Source organism: Emticicia aquatilis (assembly GCF_014644295.1).
In the GTDB taxonomy this organism is placed as follows: domain Bacteria; phylum Bacteroidota; class Bacteroidia; order Cytophagales; family Spirosomataceae; genus Emticicia; species Emticicia aquatilis.
The window spans coordinates 627,286-643,151 of record NZ_BMKK01000001.1 but is presented as its reverse complement, the minus strand read 5'-3'; the positions used below and the strand labels follow the sequence as shown (position 1 = coordinate 643,151).

The 15,866-nt window shown below is 39.2% G+C and carries 10 protein-coding genes; 4 read left to right on the top strand and 6 right to left on the bottom strand.

Annotated elements, in window-relative coordinates; all coding sequences use genetic code 11:
* Window positions 1-183: 183 nt before the first annotated feature.
* The 4 genes from IEX65_RS02735 to IEX65_RS02720 all read right to left on the bottom strand — a co-directional run bounded on the left by IEX65_RS02735 (window position 184) and on the right by IEX65_RS02720 (window position 5,477).
* Window positions 184-651, bottom strand: a complete 468-nt coding sequence (locus IEX65_RS02735) for a hypothetical protein (RefSeq protein ID WP_188764411.1) — start codon at window positions 649-651, stop codon at window positions 184-186.
* A complete protein-coding gene (locus tag IEX65_RS02730; protein WP_188764409.1) occupies window positions 648-1,676 on the bottom strand; it encodes a hypothetical protein in 1,029 nt (342 codons plus the stop codon). Before IEX65_RS02730 ends, IEX65_RS02735 begins: the two co-directional genes overlap by 4 nt.
* Before the next feature lie 137 nt (window positions 1,677-1,813).
* Window positions 1,814-2,446 (bottom strand): response regulator transcription factor, encoded by a 633-nt coding sequence (locus tag IEX65_RS02725; RefSeq protein WP_188764407.1) that lies wholly within the window; start codon window positions 2,444-2,446, stop codon window positions 1,814-1,816.
* A 121-nt stretch (window positions 2,447-2,567) separates the two neighbouring features.
* Entirely contained in the window at window positions 2,568-5,477 is a 2,910-nt protein-coding gene (locus IEX65_RS02720) for a sensor histidine kinase (protein ID WP_188764404.1), read from the bottom strand.
* A 159-nt stretch (window positions 5,478-5,636) separates the two neighbouring features.
* Between IEX65_RS02720 and IEX65_RS02715 the strand changes: the two genes are divergently transcribed.
* The 3 genes from IEX65_RS02715 (at window position 5,637) to IEX65_RS02705 (ending at window position 8,194) form a co-directional block, all read left to right on the top strand.
* Window positions 5,637-6,311 (top strand): potassium channel family protein, encoded by a 675-nt coding sequence (locus tag IEX65_RS02715; protein ID WP_188764403.1) that lies wholly within the window; start codon window positions 5,637-5,639, stop codon window positions 6,309-6,311.
* Between the two features lie 109 nt (window positions 6,312-6,420).
* A complete protein-coding gene (locus IEX65_RS02710; RefSeq protein WP_188764401.1) occupies window positions 6,421-7,431 on the top strand; it encodes a bestrophin family protein in 1,011 nt (336 codons plus the stop codon).
* 7 nt (window positions 7,432-7,438) lie between these two features.
* Window positions 7,439-8,194, top strand: a complete 756-nt coding sequence (locus tag IEX65_RS02705) for an LCIB family protein (protein WP_188764399.1) — start codon at window positions 7,439-7,441, stop codon at window positions 8,192-8,194.
* Here IEX65_RS02705 and IEX65_RS02700 read toward each other — a convergent pair.
* The gene (locus IEX65_RS02700; RefSeq protein ID WP_188764397.1) at window positions 8,178-8,756 is read right to left on the bottom strand and encodes a Crp/Fnr family transcriptional regulator; all 579 of its coding nucleotides are present in this window, start codon (window positions 8,754-8,756) and stop codon (window positions 8,178-8,180) included. The two genes, IEX65_RS02705 and IEX65_RS02700, sit on opposite strands and share 17 nt — an antisense overlap.
* 176 nt (window positions 8,757-8,932) lie before the next feature.
* Between IEX65_RS02700 and IEX65_RS02695 the strand changes: the two genes are divergently transcribed.
* The gene (locus IEX65_RS02695) at window positions 8,933-9,856 is read left to right on the top strand and encodes an alpha/beta hydrolase (protein ID WP_188764395.1); all 924 of its coding nucleotides are present in this window, start codon (window positions 8,933-8,935) and stop codon (window positions 9,854-9,856) included.
* 61 nt (window positions 9,857-9,917) lie between these two features.
* Here IEX65_RS02695 and IEX65_RS02690 read toward each other — a convergent pair whose 3' ends face one another.
* On the bottom strand, window positions 9,918-15,830 hold the full coding sequence (locus IEX65_RS02690) for a beta strand repeat-containing protein (protein WP_188764393.1): 5,913 nt from the start codon (window positions 15,828-15,830) through the stop codon (window positions 9,918-9,920).
* Window positions 15,831-15,866: the final 36 nt, after the last annotated feature.

Sequence of the window (15,866 nt, the reverse complement as noted above, 5' to 3'; positions counted from 1 at the left end):
ATTGCCTTTCTGACCATTTACTCAATAATTCAATCTGACAATAACCCTTTTGGGTCATTCACGAAAATTTATGAATGAATGATTCCGCTACGAATGGCTTTGGCTACGGTTTCGGGGCCGCACCGACCTAAATAATTGATATGTGGCTTTCGACCGAAAAAATCATAGATTATGACAATGGTATTATTGGGTATATATTTTTGAGTTGACTAAATAACTTCTGCCAACTATTATAGATAAAGTGCCAAAAACAACCATCAGTAATAAGCCTGGAACTTCTCGCCAGTCAAGAATAATTGCTTTTTGTGGTTCGTTGAACGGATACGCAATTGTCAGCTCTTCGTCTATTTGATAATTGAATAGAACAAAAATTTGCGGCGACTCGCTGTAAGCCTTTATTTTTTCATCAGTAGCGGTACTAAATTCAAAAAAAGGTCTTTTACCCGATAAGATGTTTTTTCTTCCGCTACTGTTGCTTTCTGTAACCCATTTACTGCCTTTGGTTTTAAACCCGATTACTTTTGCATCCGTCACTACTCCATAAAAAGGCAAAGCGAGCATTTTTATCAAAGTATTTCCCCAAAAGAGTATGATGCCCAAGCCAATAGTGATGGCAATCAGACCTATCATTTTTTTGTTTTTAATTATCATGGATAAAAAGGTTGATAGTTATACAAAATTCGTGGGTTTTGCCCCCAACTATTGTCATCGATTCGGCAAACCCGCATCACTGCACCTGTCTGATAACCTGTATTGGAATCGGTCAAGTATTTGCGAAGCGAAACCGAAAAACAATCTGGATAGTCGGTTGATGGTTCGTTCGCTACGAGGCAGTTAAGCGAAGTAAATTGTTCTCCCACTATGATTGTTACATCTTTACATTTGGTATTACTTTGCCCAATTACAACAAATCCCGATTTAGTGCCTTTTACTTCAACTCCTTTAACTTGTAGGGTTGTAGAATTGATTACATTAAACGTAGCATTGCCTTCTTGGTCGATACGAGCCAATTCTAAAACGCCAAGAAAAGTAGTTTTAAAGTTTAAATCAGCGTTTTCGGTTTGGTTCTGACAAGTAATATTGGTTGAGCCAAACGGATAAATATTTTCGCAAGAAATTGCGGCTTGAAATTGGGGTGAAGTATTGCGTAATTGGAGTGCGTATTGCTTACCAGCTTGCAGACGAAGCGGGAAGGGCGAAAGACTGAACCGTACATAGTCTTTTGGGGGGCAAAGTCGGTTTGGTAGGCAAGGGTAGCCTGTATTAAGTAAACTCTCGTCGCTGGTAGCGATGATTGTATTATTGGTTTTATCAATAATTTCCAGAATACAATTCGTGATTACTCGTGTTCCTAAAGTTGGATTTTGGTCGATTCCGTAAACATCTACATAGACAATCTGTCCATCTATTGTTGGAGTGTAATTTTGTATAATATTTGTATTGGTAGTGGTTGTGTAGTTTGATGTCAAGGCACTCGTCTCGACGAATTGGGCATTCGATGTTCGTTCATTTAAAAACGTAATGCCTGCGTTTTTGAGCTGTAAAAAATTATCTTTTCGATTGAAATACAAAGATTCTTTTTCATAGACATTGACAGCTCCGTTCGGATTAATAAATGTTTGCGAAAAGCCTTGTAAGCTGACTAAAAATAGAAAAGTGATGATTGTTTTTTTCATTGAGCAATTTTTTGATACAAAATTGCTCGTTTAGCTAATGCTCATCAATGCCATGATTGGGGATAAAAAATTGCCTTTCCGACCACTTACTCAATAATTCAGACTGTCAATAACCCTTTTGGGTCATTCTTGAAAATTTATGAATTGATAATTCCGCTCCGAATGGCTTTGGCTACGGCTTCGGGGCCGCACTGTACGTGTAGTTTTTGATAAGTATTCTTGATGTGGCGTCTGACGGTTTCGACTGAAATATTCAATTCAATCGAAATCATGCGGTAAGAAAACCCTTTGGCGAGGTAAGTAAGTACCTCAATTTCTCGGTCGGTTAGATTAAAATCATCAGTAACGGGCTGTTTGCGAAAAGATTGCAGCACTTTATTGGCAATAAAAGGCGACATCGGAGCCCCACCCTCGTTTACTTCCTTAATGGCCTGAATAAGGCGTGTAGAGGAATCTTTTTTCAAGATATAGCCATCGGCACCTTTGCTGAGGCAGTCGAATAAATGCTCATTTCCGTCAAAAACCGTGTGCATAATAATTTTGATGTGCGGAAAATAACTTTTTATTTCGACCACCCCATCAATGCCACTGCGTTGGGGCATATCAATATCCATCACGATTACGTCGGGGCGTTCGTTACGAGTATTTTGCAGGGCCTCTAAGCAATTTTCGTGGCAAGCCATTAATTCAAAACCTTCGGTGTTTTCAATCATTAGCGACAAAAGTTGGCTTAGTCGGGCGTTATCTTCGTAGATGGATATTTTAATCATGGATGCTTTTTGATACAAATTTCGGGAATATTTAGCCGACAAAAAATAACCCATTTCGGGCGTAGTCATAGAGCAATTTTCTAAATTGTTTCATTGATTTCAAAACAACGTAGCAAATAAGCTACCGCAACGGAATTTTTAACTCATACTTTGTGCCTTTTTCGGCTTCGCTTGTTAATTCGTAAGAGCCTTTTAGTTTTTGTAAACGGGTTTGGATATTCTTCACGCCATTGCGGTTGGTTGCTTTATTTACATCAAAACCTTTTCCATTATCCGAAAAACTTATGCTTAGATAACTCGCTTTTACGCTGCACCGTAGTGTTATTTTAGTGCATTGGCTGTGTTTTAATGCGTTGTTTATCAGTTCTTTACATATCAGATAAATATTACGTTTTTTATCCATCGACATACTTCTGTTGTCCAAATTATTGGCTTCAAACTCATACTGAATCCCTTTGGCTTCAATGATTTCAGCAGCTTCCGAATTAATGCGAGTAAACAAACTTTCGAGGCTATCGAATTGCGGATTGATATTCCAGATGATGTAGTCAATGGCCGTTCCAGCGTGTTTGGCTTCTTCATTTATCATTTCGGCGTACATAAAACTTGGGTGATTTTCGCTCAATTTTTGCTTGACTAAATCGCCTAAAATACTAATACTACTCAACGAAGCACCGATTTCGTCGTGTAGGTCGGAAGATATTCGATTTCGCATGGCTTGCACTTTTTTGAACTCATTGATTCGGTACCAATAAATGCCATAGCCGATTGCCAGTAGGAGTGAAGCCAGCAAAATCTTGAACCATAGGCTTTCGTACCAAGCGGGTAAAATCTCGAAATTGAGGACGAGAGAATCCGTGTTCCAATTACCCGCAATTTCGGCGTATTGGACTTCTAATTGGTAATTTCCTTGTTCGAGATTAGAAAACGTGATGGTTGGATTTACCCCATTTTCAATCCATTTTTCGTTGATACCCGTGAGGCGATAGCGAAATTTATTTTTGGCTTGATTCTCGAAATTGAGTGGACTAAACGAAAAACTTAGGTTATTTTGTTTTCTCGAAAAAACGAGATTTTTAGATAAATCCACTTTTTGGTCGCTTCCCAAAATATTTACTTGACTAATCATCAGTCGATGTGATTGATTTTTTAAACCAACATTGCCCAAATTGAGTATCGAAAAACCGTTTTTATGTCCCAACAATAATTCGTCGTTGGTCATCAGAAAACCATTACGAATATCATTGTTCAGCAAACCATCAAACTGTGTGAAACGATTCACCTGTTTATCTTTCGAGATTCTCACTAAGCCTTCGGCCGTACCAATCCACGTATTTCCTTTCGAGTCTTCATCAATCGAAAAGCATTGACCATCAGCAAATAAAGGTTTTAAATCTTCGGCATGGATTTCTGCCGTGATGATTCCTTTGGCGTTTAGTCGATTATAGCCACCGTAGCCCGAAAACAATAAATCTCCTTTAGGTGTAACCGAAACATCGAGGTAATAATCGCCAATGAAACGTTTGTGGTCGTTGATTGAGCTTAATTCTTCAAATTGATTGGTTTTGAAATCGAAACAAGCAATACCAAAACCGCTCGGAATCCAGCCTGCCATCCACATTTTTTGGTCGGGCGTATAGGTAAGTTTATGAAAAAGATTGTCTTTGAAAAAAGTAGGGTAGGGAAATTTGCTCCACGGTTGTACAAATTGATTTTTGTTGAAATCATAAACCATAATTGGCTCATTGGGCAATAAAATCCAGAGTCGATTTTCCCCATCGAGTTCGAGATGATTGATAGGTTTTGATAGAATTTTTTCGAGATTTGCTCCCTGCTTTTTTATGAAAAGATTCTTATTAGTGCCGATAAAAATCTTATTATCAAGCACTTTGATACTTTTAATCTCTTCCGATACCAATTGCGTGATTTTTTGAAATTCATTATTTGTTTTATTCCACCGAAGCACATCCCCCGAACTCATTCCGAGTAAATAACTTGACTCATTTTCGACCTCAAAGCACCGAACAGTTGCTGGATTTGGTAGTAAATTCCGAGGAATAAGTATTTGTCTAATGAGTTGATTCTCAGTCTCTTGTTTTAGTAAGCCATCGTTTGTGCCGAGCCAGAACTCGTTTTTTTGTGCGTCGATAAAAACAGTATTGAGCGAAATGTCATCGGCCATAAATTGCCCAATTTCTTCGAGTTGGGTTTGATTAGTAGTAAGCTGAAACAGATGGTTGTGCGAAACACAAATCAAGGATTGATTGCCCAAAAAACGAATTTGGTCAATGGCTTCGCCGATGTTGGTTTTGAGGGTATAAACCTTGGTTTTAGGGTTGAAGTTTATCAAATCTCCTTGCAGATTTCCTAACCAAAAAGTGCCATTTGTTTTATCAAAAGCCAATGCACTTAGATTCCTTTCGGCCCAAACCCGCACCCACGTTTGGCGGTTGTTATCGAATTTGCACAAACCTATTGGGCTGACCGACCAGAGATTACCTGCGGTATCTTCAATGAATTTAGCAAGATTAGGGTTTTGCTGATTTTCATTCAAAATCTTGTAGTAAGTGAGCAAGTTTTTTTGTGGATTATACGATTTTATGTGATGAAAGTCAGTTGACCAAATAAGCCCTTTACTATCAACAAAAATACTGTTGTAATGGTCGTTGTCGGGGATGTTATCATTGAGTTTGTTGGCAATTTTAAGTGACAAAACCAAAGATTTTGTATCTAAAGAGTATAGACCTTTTTCGTTGCTAAACCACAATATTCCGTCGCTCGAAATAACTATGCCATTTGGGCTTGATAAATTGCCAAATGGCTGAAATTGGTAGCCATCGTACCGAGAAATACCCAAGTTAGTAGCCAGCCACAAATACCCATGAAGGTCTTTCGTGATACCCAAAACATTATTTGATGAAAGCTCATTTTTGGTAGTTATCTGCTCAAAATTGAGTTTTTGAGCATTAATTCTGTCCCAAAATAGCAAAAGTGTTAATGTAAGAACGTATCGAAGGTATGGGTGTTTCATGAAATACATTTGGATTAACCGTTCGCCAGTTGTCGAAATATACGATAATTTGAAATAAAACAGCGAGGTGAGTTTAAACTTAATAATAGCTAATCGAAGAACTATGTTTGGAATTTTAATGAATAATCTTGAATTTGCTCTAAATCTAAGCAATTATCTATGACATTATCGGAGCAATTTTTTACTAAAAACAAATACGAATTACTACTTTTTGCCTTAGTCCAGCACCTGTTTGTGGGTATTGTGCTGCGTGATATGGATTTTTATGTCCATGTCATTTGGCCAATCAACATGATTATTGTAGGCATTGCCAGTATCGGTGTTTTTATCGAAAAGGGACGTTTCAAGAAAATTATCAAAAATACTTTGTTTCTGTTTGTATTCTTGATGCCTCTAAGCTTATCGTTTATCGAAAATTCACCACAGTTTATGACCACCATCAGTGCGGTCTATGTGCTGTTTTTCTTGTTTATCTTCTTAGAAATCATTCGGTTTTTGCTCAAGCCAAGCTACATAAATACCGATATTATTTCGGCATCGGCTTGTGGCTACTTTTTGCTGATAGAAGTGAATGTTTTCCTGATGCAGATTTTCTTTTATAATAATTCTCATTCCATCAAAGGTATTGATATGTCGAGCACTTCGGCCGTTTACATGGATTTGGTCTATTTTTGTAGTATCACCATTACGAGCATTGGTTTTGGAGATATTCTACCAAATAGCCACGTCACGAAACTCGTAACTGCACTTTTTGGCATCATTGGGCAGTTTTATACGGTGGTTTTGGTGGGAATTCTGATTTCAAAATTTAGTTCTTCGAGAGGCGAAGATTAGACACGTAGTATCAGGGAGCAAAACTTAGTGTAACATTGTGAATTTAACTCTGTGATACTCCGTGACCAAAAAAAATAATAAAACCTTAAAAAATCATTCATAATTAATCATGCACGCTGGAGTTTCGTATTCGCTGAAAGAGTTTCTTCTTTGGACAAGGAGAAATATCTATAAATTACTACTGATTGGTATCATTCCAACGGTTTTATATGAAGTTTTGGGCCTCGAATGGCTTGCTATTCCGTGGACGGTCGTGGCTCTGTTGGGTACTGCTACTGCCTTCATTGTGGGTTTTAAAAATACCCAAACGTATAGCCGCACGTGGGAGGCTCGCCAGATTTGGGGAGCAATTTTGAATAGTAGTCGCACTTGGGGAACCATGAGCCGAGATTTTGTGGTCAATAATCCCGAAAAATCAAAAGAACTCGTTTATCGACATTTTGCGTGGCTTACGGCTCTACGTTATCAAATGCGAGATAGTCGAGCATGGGAAACAGCTAATAAAGCCTATAACAAAGAATATAAAGAGTTTTATGTGATTCCTGAAAGAGAAACCTCGCTCGAAGCAGAACTGGGAAAATATCTTTCGGAAGAAGAACTGAAATATATCCTGACGACCAAAAATAGGGCTGTGCAAATATTGAGTTTGCAATCGAAAACGCTGAAAGAATTGGCTGATGATGGCTCGCTGGATAATTTCAGATTTTTGGAAATGGAAAAGATTATCCGAGATTTTTATGATAATCAAGGTAAATCTGAACGTATCAAAAACTTCCCATACCCACGTCAATTTGCCACGATTAATTCACTTTTTATTAAATTATTCTGCATTTTACTACCTTTTGGTATGCTCAAAGATTTCGACAAACTCAACGAAACCACCACAGGCTTTATGCAAGGCTATATGGTTTGGTTGGTTGTGCCGTTTAGTGTGCTGATTTCGTGGGTTTATACTTCGCTCGAACAAGTCGGTGAAAGTACCGAAAATCCATTTGAAGGAAGTGCCAACGATGTGCCGATTTCGCAAATGAGCCGAACCATCGAAATTGATTTAAGAGAAATGCTCGGAGAAACCGATTTACCACCCGCCTTACAACCAAAAAATAACATCATACTTTAGAACCTTTATGAAAAAACGAGAAAAACTTGCTATTATTCATCAGCACTATCCTGATGCCATCACGACGATTGATGGAGTAAATCGAATGATTGATTTTATTGAAAATGTGCTTGATTTAGAGCCTTCCAAAATTATGTTGGCTGATAGTATTTGCAGCGATGACGTGAATAGCATTCAGTACCCTGCCCGCACGAGCGAGTTTTTGGGGCCGTTTAAGATGGGCGGTTTAGATGGTTTTCCGTTTACAGGCCTGACAGGAATGGGAGCTTTTGCCAGCCACGTACCCGACGAAGGTGCAGTTTTTATTTATTATGGCCCACACATTGGAGTCTCCAAAAATGGAGCGATTGGCGAAATCCACCGCTTTGGTCAACATAAAAATTCTGGATGTTGCGGTGCTGCTAAAGGGGCATTAAGCAAACTGGTTGATAATCTGATTGAACCAAATAATATCACCGAAATGGATTATCAGATGAATACCATTGAGCAGATTTTATTGAAGGAAAAAGACCGCATTCTTTCGGCCGAATTTCCTATAAAAGAAGCCACCGAAGTGATTTATGAGGCCATTGATAAGCGAATTATCGAATTGGCAAGAGCCACCAAATACAACTGTAAGTATGTGATTTTGATGGGAGCGATTCTGATAAATAGTGATTCAGATATGGGTTCGTTTAACGAAATCAGGCGTTTTGAGTATGTGAATCTCGAAACCAAAGAGAGAGTTGATTTGACTAAGAAATTTGTTACTTGTGATTTCTAACCCTGCTGAGCGTTTCGAGCTGAATACCCAAAAAAGAAGCTAAATATTTGAGCGGAATACGTTGAATAAATTCGGGTTTGTGTTTAATCATATATTCGTAGCGTTCTCGTGCCGAAAGCGTTTGAAGCATGATTTTCATTTCTTCGATTTGTACTAAATATTGCTCAACGATGAGCCTTCCGAGGCGTTCGATGTCGTGGAATTGGTCGAAAAGTTTGTGCAGGTCGCTGTGTTTTAGAACCACGGCTTGCACATCTTCGAGTGCTTGAATATTGGTTAAACTTGGTTTTTGTGAAAAGAAACTATAAGTCGAAATTGCCACCGAGTTTTCGAGTCCAAACCAAGTATTGGTTTCGTTGGCATCGGTATCTTCAAAAAACTCTCGTACACTTCCCGAATAAACAAAGTTAAGTTCGTCCGATACTTGGCCTTGTTTGACCAAAAACTCTTTTTTTGAGAAGTTTTTCAATGAAAAGCAAGGCAAAAGAGCTTCGATACTCGCTGGTTTTAGCGGGTGAATGTGTTGAAAAAAATCCAAACAATGTTGAAAAGCTTCCTGCATAACTGTGGGGCGAACACCCTGTTCGCATTTAAGAAATTCATGAAGATGAATTTAGAATAGAAAAAACTACATACAATATTCACAGAAAAACTTCGTGAAACAATATTTTTTTTCAACTTTGTACTTCAACTATTCACCATAAACAGATTGGCAGAAATAATATGCCTCTATGACTCATGAAAAAACTTTTTTTAGCCCTATTTCTAATGACTACTTTGTCTGATTTATCCGCCCAATCCAGTGAAACAATTTTACTCTATCCCGATGGAACACCTGGCTTGAAAGCGGGTATTAATATTCCAGAAGACTCGAAGACTACTGACGGAATTACTCGTGTGAAAGATGTGACTCAACCAGCTTTGTATGTGTATCCAGCCAAGAAAAAAACTTCTGATGCTACCGTGATTATCTGCCCTGGTGGTGGCTACGGAATATTGGCGATTGACCACGAAGGACATGATATTGCCAAATGGTTTAATGAGCGTGGCGTAACGGCTTTTGTGCTAAAATATCGCCTTCCGCAAGAAAATTTATTCGATAATGACGAGATTCGTCCGCTTCAAGATGCTCAACAGGCTATTAGAATAGTGCGTAAAAATGCAGCAAAATATGGCATTTCGCCTGATAAAGTTGGAATCATGGGCTTTTCGGCGGGTGGCCATTTAGCTTCGACTGCTTCAACGCATTTTACTACCCAAGTAGGCGAAATCACGGATGCGAGTGTGAGTGTTAGACCCGATTTTTCGTTATTGATTTACCCAGTAATTACTTTCAGCGATAAATTTACGCACTTCGGTTCGAGAGATAATTTGATTGGGAAAAATCCACCAGTTGAAAAAATGGAGTTGTATTCTAACGAAAAACAAGTAACAAAAGATACTCCACCAACATTCTTAATAAGCACAACTGACGATGGTGTGCAGCCCGAAAATAGTATTGGATATTTTCTGGCCTGTAAGAAAAATAAAGTACCAGTAGAAATGCACATTTACGAAAAAGGTGGCCACGGCTACGGACTCAAGAAAAAAGGCAGAGGGCCAGTAGAAACATGGGCAGCCCGCATGGAAGATTGGCTAAAAGATAGAAAATTGATGAAGTGATTTTTTGATGATTTTATAGAAAAAGTGTCTCGCTCAAAATTGAAACGAGACCCTTTTTATGTTAATTTTCGCAACCTCTAATTTCGGCTTTAAATACCGCTCCTGCATTAGCTTCAAAACCAGCATTCAAAATAATTGCTTTTCCAGCTTGGTAATTTACGTTGGCTATTGCACTGATTTTATTGCTTGCGGTCACTTTATTTGAGGCTTGTTTAGTGCCAATATTTGTGCTAAAATCATCGGTCGGACTCACCAAATTCAAATCTCTCGGATGAATCGTAATTGGACTACCATTTACTTGACTTATACTTACACCATCGGTTGAAACTACACGAATACGATAATTTGTACCACCTACAATATTACTTGGAATTATACAACTAATAGTTCCAGATGTACTGCTGTTACCTATAATTGTTGGATAAATGAAATTGGCACTATTCCCATTATTTCCAATATTTGCAATACTGCCGAAATTACCATTCGCATCAGACAATTCTACTCTGAATTGATTAGCATTATTAAATGTTCCACTCGTCGAGAAACTGACATCTAAAGTGCTTTCAATACAAACGGTAGTCTTAGAAACAGTTGGTGTTGAGATACTTGCAGTATTTGGGAGTATGGTGAAAGTTGTAATGACAGGGCCATAATTGATACCTCCAAGTAAATTGTCTTGATTGTAACCTGTTACCGTCAAAGTATAAACACCAGGGGGCAAAATTCGACCATTTACATTGTTGGCGGTATTATCGAATATAGCATAAGGTGAGACGTTTTGAAGAATCTCCTCATTCATATTTGGCCCTTGCAGTTTCATCAATAAACTTTCTATATTGATTGTAGGGCAAATCGGAACAGCGATAATCGAAACAGGGTCAGATAGTTGATTGATTGCTATGCCATTAGTCAAACTGAACAACGGTTGATATGGATTACCAGCTTTAACAAATTGATAATCAATAATCGGAATGCAAGGGTCAATCGCTTCACTAACAATAACATTAGTTGTAGCAGTAGCAGTACAACTACCACTTGAAACTGTTACGGTATAAATACCCGCATGAATAACCAAAGCGTTTGGAATGCTTGGGTTTTGTATTGTACTGGCAAAACTATTAGGCCCAACCCAAGCGTAACTTGAACCACCAGAAGCATTTAATTGGATTGTGTTTCCTGTTTGAAAAGGTCCTGTATTAGAAGCAGTTACGGGTAAATTATTGCTTATAGAAACACTTGTTGTAGCCGTAGCAGTACAACCATTTGAACCTGTAACTGTAACCGTGTAAGTGCCTACAGTTGTGATGTTTACACTGGCATTAGTTCCTAAACCGTTAGACCAAAGGTAAGTTCCACCCCCCGAAGCTGTTCTTGTTACGCTTGAAATGGTACAAGAAAGATTATCAGTACCTGTAATTTGCACGTTCGGTAAACTTCCGTCATTTGTTACAGTAGTAGTGGCTGTTGCAGTACAGCCATTAGTACCCGTAACGGTTACGGTGTAAATACCAGCTGTTGTAATATTTACAGTAGCATTAGTACCTAAACCGTTCGACCAAAGGTAGTTTCCACCACCTGAAGCCGTTCTTGTAACAGAGGTAACGGCACAAGATAGGTTATCCGTACCCGTAATTTGCACGTTCGGTAAACTTCCGTCATTTGTTACAGTGGTAGTGGCCGTAGCAGTACAGCCATTAGTACCCGTAACGGTAACGGTGTAAATACCAGCTGTTGTAATATTTACAGTAGCATTAGTACCTAAACCGTTCGACCAAAGGTAGTTTCCACCACCTGAAGCCGTTCTTGTAACAGAGGTAACGGCACAAGACAGGTTATCCGTACCTGTAATTTGCACGTCAGGTAAACTCCCGTCATTAGTTACGGAGGTAGTGGCTGTTGCGGTACAGCCATTAGTACCTGTAACGGTTACGGTGTAAATACCAGCTACGGTAATGTTTGCAGTAGCATTAGTACCTAAACCGTTCGACCAAAGGTAGTTTCCACCACCTGAAGCCGTTCTTGTAACAGAGGTAACGGCACAAGACAGGTTATCCGTACCTGTAATTTGTACGTTTGGTAAACTTCCGTCATTTGTTACAGTGGTAGTAGCCGAAGCCGTACAACCATTAGTACCCGTAACGGTTACGGTGTAAATACCAGCTGCTGTGATGTTTGCAGTAGCATTAGTACCTAAACCGTTCGACCAAAGGTAGTTTCCACCCCCCGAAGCAGTTCTTGTAACGCTGCTCACAGCACAACTTAGATTGTTAGTGCCATTTATTTGTACATTAGGTGGTGCTATAACAGTCAAATTAACTTGAGTTCTTGAACTTGTGCAATTTCCCGAAACACATGCTACGTAATAACTTGTATTAGAATTGACTGTAGGAGTAATGAACGAAGAACTAACTGTACCTGCACTTGCTGTTGCTGAAGTGTACCAAGTAACTGTTCCCGAAGTACAAGTGGCTGTGAGTGTTGCCGAACTTCCACTACAAACATTTACGTTCTGATTAGTTGTAGGAGCTACAATTTGACAATCGGCTGCTCCAGAGAAATAGACGTTGTAGGCAAACCCATTTGTTGACTTCGTAAGATTATTAACTGTTGGGAAGGCATTACTAAAGGCGAATGGTGAATATTTGGTGTCTGAGTCAGGCACAGGGTCGCCATTTTGGAAATTGGCAGCAATTGATTCATTACTACTGAGTACGTACGAAATCCAGTAAGTGCCACAACTCAAATAGGCAGACGTATTGAGTCTAAATTTATTTAAACCTCCTACTAAGAATGGTGCATTTTCTGCAGCATTACCATCCGAACTTGCCAATAGTGTATTCGGTTCGCCATTTAGGTCAGAATAGATAGCAAATTTTATTCGAGCATTACCTTGAATGCCCAATCCACCATCTAAGACCAAAACTTTCACAGAATCGGCTCTTATTCCTTTAGTGAGCGTAATTTTATTATAATACAAATTATTTTGTGTGACAAAAGAGCTATTGGTATAAGGTGTACTGATTCCTCCATTGCCTCTTTCAATCACTACCGGATTGGTAGCTGTTCGACTACTTTCACAAATTCCATTACTACAACTTACATAATAAGTAGTGTTTGCCGTAGGTGTTTGTGACAATGGTGAGCTATTTCCAATAGAAGTTCCACCTATAGCTTGATTGTACCATGTTACAGTACCCGAAGCACAAGTAGCTGATAAGGTAACACTTGCTCCACCACAAAGTAAATTTGAACTCGTGCTAACATTCGTTGGCACGCTTGGTTGGCTACTCAGTGCTACGCTGGCAGTAGTTGTAAATAATGGACAGTTGCTCGAAACTGAGTAAGTAACCGTGTAAGTGCCTGCAGTGCTGGTGTTTGGAGTGATTTGTCCAGTGCTTGGGTTGATTGATAACCCCGCGGGACTTGAACTAAATGTTCCGCCTGCAGTACCAGTTCTGCTAACATTAATTGGTGTAGAAACTCCGCAAAATGGTGAACCCGTATAGCTTATCGTAGCACTCGGAGGCGTAGAGATAGCAACACTTGTGGTAGTTGTAAACGCAGGACAACCATTTGTGGCTGCGATGCTGTAAGTAACGGTATAAGTTCCCACTGAACTACTGCTCGGTGTGATTAATCCACTGCTTGAATTAATACTCAAGCCAGCAGGTGTCGAGCTAAATGTTCCTCCAGCTGTTCCCGTTCGATTCACACTTTTTGTGCCATCAGTACTACAAAATCCACTGGCAGCGTATGCAATCGTGGCACTGGCAGGTGAGCTAATAGAGACAATATCACTTGCTTGAAATTGACTACACCCACCAGTAGCTGGAATGGTGTAAATAACGGTATAATTGCCAGGGGTACTCGTACTTGGCGTAATTTGTCCTGTATTAGTGTCAATGCTTAATCCTGATGGTGTAGCAGAGTATGTTCCGCCCGATGTACCATTACGAATAACATTCTGAACACCAGCGGTAGTACAATAGCCATTGTTAGCATAACCAATTGTTGCACTTGGTTCGGCAGTAATCGTAAGATCGGTTGTGGTGGTATAAACTGGGCAACCACCTGATGCTGGGATTGTAAGTGTTACGGTATAAGTATTTGCGGTTGAGCTACTTGGTGTAACTCGCCCTGTACTGGAGTTTAGTGTCAAACCCGATGGACTTGATGAAAATGTACCGCCACTTGATGGTGTTCCTATACGAGTAATATCGGTTGTACCCGCACTTTTACAAATGGCTGCCGCTGGGTATGAAAAACTTGTATTTGGAGCGTCACTAATAGTAACGCTGGTAGTAGCAGTTACAGCCGCACAACCGCCACTTGCTGCAATGGTATATGTTACGGTATAAGTGCCTGCAGTTGATGTGCTTGGTGTGACTTGGCCATTTGTTCCACTCAAACTTAAACCAGTTGGGCTGGATGTGAAAGTTCCACCGCTTGTGCCTGTCAATGTTACATTTGCAGGGCTTGCAGTTTTACAGAAAGGTGTTCCTGCATAAGAAATACTTGCACTTGGCAGTGGTGTAACTGTACCCGAAACAGCTACATTCTGAGTAGTTGCTCCCGAAGAAGCACAAGTTATATTCCCTGATGGTGAGCCAGTGGCAGTTGATTTCAGACGAACAAATATTGAGGTTGTAGCTACATTTCCACCTGATTGTGTTAAGGTTAAACTACTACTGTATGTACCACCTACCGAAGTCGCAATCTCAAAACCAGTTGGGGCTGTTATACTAATATTAGCAGTTAAATTAGTACCATTGACTGTAAAACTTTGTGAGGTAGAGGCAGTACCTGAGCATGTTGAAAATGCTGAGAGCGTACCAGAAGTAGTAATTTCAGGCGGAACAATATTATTGTAAGTGAAGGGTACTACATAAGTACAAGCTCCACCACTCGGGGTTATTTTGGCATAAAGCGTTTGTGAACCACTTGGCAAACCCGAAGGCGTAAAAGTATTAGGTGCGGTAAATGTACCAGCTGAGGTTGTGGCTGTTGAATTAGTAAAAATGCCATTGACTGTGCCATTGAATGTGCCACCATAAGTAAAGATTGGTGTTGAATTATTTACAATAACAGAGCCGTTGCCCGAATTGGTAATTGTTCCAATTTTTGATTCATATTTAAGTACACCAAAATTAGTGAAAATTCCAGAATTATTCGTTATGTCATTGGTTTGGACATACCCACTGTTAGTAAAATTGCCATTATTTTCAATGTTACCAGAAGACATAATCACTTTTCCACAGGCATTATTTGAGAAAGAGGTAGTGGCTGGAGCTGAAATGCCATATCCACTCGTAATATTTAGCGTACCACTATTTGTAAAGCTACCACTATTACTTAAATCCAGACAATAAGCACCCGTGTTTGAAAAATTAAACGTACCATTATTTATTACTACGTTATTCGAAGCACCCGAAATCGTCTTTACACCAACCCCAGAACTTAAACTTAAATCAATAACACCTGTAGAGTTATTGGTAATTGTATTTAATGAACTATTTGAATTAAAATTAAAGCATGAATGCGACACATTAAGTGTAATATTACCGCTGTTTGTGAGAGAACAGTTACCGTCCGTAAATAGAAAACCTATAGTGGACGTACCAGTTGATTTAATGTTGAAAGTGCCATTATTTGTAATAGTAGAACTTGTTAAATTTACTAATGCAATGAATGCATCATTATTCAATACATTAAGTGTAGCACCACTATTGATAGTCAAGGTTGCACCAGTATTTAGATAAATATTTTTACAATCAGCTGTTGTACCACTCACAACAACAGGGTCATTAGTTAGGTTATCTATAATGACCACATCACCAGCAGCGGGTACGCCACTCGGCGACCAGTTACTGGCAGTTGCCCAGTTGGTGCTGGTAGAGCCTGTCCAAGTTTTATCAACGGCAAGCAAATTTTGGCTTATCAACAAAGCCACTAAAAAGTAAAAGATTTTTTTCATTGGTAGAAAAATTTAAGATTTAATAGTAATGTGATA